Annotated in this window: 2 protein-coding genes; both read left to right on the top strand. The window is 38.7% G+C overall.

What is annotated here, in order from left to right:
* The coding region (locus tag JZO69_RS15955) for an Ig-like domain-containing protein (RefSeq protein ID WP_242586914.1) at positions 1-1139 on the top strand (1139 nt) is incomplete at its 5' end.
* Positions 1140-1156: 17 nt separating this feature from the next.
* Positions 1157-1891, top strand: a complete 735-nt coding sequence (locus tag JZO69_RS15950; RefSeq protein ID WP_016249790.1) for a WxL domain-containing protein — start codon at positions 1157-1159, stop codon at positions 1889-1891.
* The last annotated feature ends 83 nt before the right edge of the window (positions 1892-1974 follow it).

Here is a 1974-nt window from a genome sequence, read left to right as displayed (position 1 = left end):
CCATTTCAGGTCAGGCGGAATCGGGAGCCACGGTCACGATGTATGATAAATCGGATGCAACTGTTTTTTTAACAGGAACAGCTGGGACGGATGGTAAATACTCATTGGTTGTACCAGAAGCTAAAAAACCGTTAGTTCCTTATAAAACGTATTATGTTACTGCAACAGATGCCGCAGGGAATGTCAGTGTTGCTTCTGATTCTCAGGTTGTCGCCGATACCACACCGCCAAAAGCTGAAGCGGTGAAACAAGAGTTAACCCTAGGTGATAAACTGCCATCCATCGATAAAATGCTTGCGAATGTTTCAGATAACGCTGGGACGGCTGGTTTAACCATTAAACAAACCAGAACACCAGATGTTTCTAAAACAGGGTACAAAACAGCTGACATCACATTGACTGATAAAGCAGGAAATGCTCTCGTTGTTGTTGTACCAATCATCGTAAAAGATGCTTTGACGGCAATGGATAGTAAAAACTTACTGAAAGCCGATGATTTCTCAGTTTTAGCCATTGATTTACCGGAAACAGCGGCAGAGCAAAAGGCGTTTATTTTAAAACACGGAGCAGTCGAAGCATGGGACTTAGATAAAGGGCAGTTGATCAATGACAAACTTATCTATAGTCAAGGAAGCTTAAAAAAAGAACCTGGGGAGTACTCAATTACGGTAACCATCGGTAATTTGTCACGAGTATTTAAGGTGAAGCTATTAGCTGGAAGTTTGTCATTTGAAAAAAAGGTAGACAACTTAGCGTTTGGAACTCGAACAATTGCATCGAAAGAGCAGTTTGTGCTTTCAGAAAATAAGTTAAGTATTTCTGTAAATGATACTCGATTTAAAGTAAATAAATGGCGTTTATTAGCAAAGGTCGATCATCCACTGAAAACCAAAGACGGGTTGACTTCAGCGAGTAGTTTAGTCTATCGCTCGTACGAATCAGGTAAAGTTGTAGATACAAAACTAACCGAATTAAATACTCCGATGTATGAACCAAGTAAATTAAACAACGGTGTTATTCAAGTGGACTTTACGAAAGAAAAAGACAAAGAAGTGGTGTTGGATGTCCTACCTGGAAGTGTTCGCTCAGGTAAAGAATATTCCACTCAAATAATATGGACACTTGAAAATGGACCATAGTGAGAGAGGAGGAAAAAATGAAAAAGATGAGAAGAACGTTTATGGTGTTAATTTTTATATTGCTAGGTGGGGTCAGTGTTGAAACGACATCTGTTTTGGCTGATAGCAGTATAGGGAATAAATCGGAAGCAGAAATTTTTTACACTGAAAACACGGATGTCACCCCTCCGATAGATCCCGAAAAGCCAGATGAATCAACAGAAATTGTTTCACCAATTCCTGTTCAACCAGGAACATCTGGACCGTTAAGCGTTGATTTTGCTCCTCATGTTATTTTTGGGGAACATGATGGGTCAAAAGAAAATGATATTTATTATGCAAAATTAACAAAGATTAAAAAAAAGGACGACGGTTCAGAACAAGAGGTCCCAAATTTTCTTCAATTGACCGATAATCGAGGGAAAAAAGCTGGATGGCGATTAACAATTAAGCAAAATGGACAACTCAGAAATGGCACACATGTATTAAAAGGTGCGGAGATATCTTTAAATAATATTACGTTATTTTCTCCACACTCTGGACGAGAACCAATTGCTATAGACAGTGTTCGATTAGACCCTGACAGCATGGAGCCAACAGAAGTATCTCGTTCGACTGAAACCACGGGGAAGGGAACTTGGATGATTATGTTTGGTAAAGATAAAGAAGAAAGTAAAAAAAGCATACAAGTCAAAGTTCCTGGGTCGGTCGAAAAAAAGAAAGGTAACTATACAACTTCCTTAACTTGGGAGTTGATTGATACACCTATATAAAAACTCAAAGGAGAAAAAAACATGATATCGAAAAAGAATGCAGTATTCACTACTACAGGGGTCGTAACATTTGCTAGCTTATT

Source organism: Candidatus Enterococcus ikei (genome assembly GCF_017316105.1).
GTDB lineage: Bacteria > Bacillota > Bacilli > Lactobacillales > Enterococcaceae > Enterococcus_L > Enterococcus_L ikei.
This window is presented reverse-complemented; position numbering and strand designations above follow the sequence as displayed.

What these genes read in the sequence shown, in the direction of transcription:
- JZO69_RS15950 (WP_016249790.1), top strand. Translation starts at nt 1,157, where the DNA reads ATGAAAAAGATGAGAAGAACGTTTATGGTGTTAATTTTTATATTGCTA.